A 279-nucleotide genomic window follows, 5' to 3' on the forward strand; every position below is an offset into this window, starting at 1 on the left:
TAACTGATCCTTACTGCTTTCTGCAAAATCCCCTCGCTCAATAGCTTCTTTTAAAGTGGTTGCTGCAGAATGAATATCCTCAGCAATCGCTTGAAATTCATCCTTCGATTTAATCTGCACACGATGTGTAAAATTTCCCTCGGCAAGTTGATGGATGCCTTGTGAAATTTCTTGGAAATATAACGCATATCGCTTTGTGAGCAAAAAGAAAAAAAGAATGGACACAGGAATAAACAAGCACAAAAACAGATTATAATCGCCAAATGCAGCAATTATTAG

Annotated in this window: 1 protein-coding gene; it reads right to left on the bottom strand. The window is 37.3% G+C overall.

The window, feature by feature from the left end; all coding sequences use genetic code 11:
• Nucleotides 1–279 (bottom strand): HAMP domain-containing protein (locus tag R0J87_RS19630; RefSeq protein ID WP_498888352.1); only part of this gene is annotated, 279 nt, incomplete at both ends.

Origin of the sequence: Halomonas sp. SIMBA_159 (assembly GCF_046536035.1) — a bacterium.
Taxonomy (GTDB): Bacteria; Pseudomonadota; Gammaproteobacteria; order Pseudomonadales; family Halomonadaceae; genus Vreelandella; species Vreelandella venusta_A.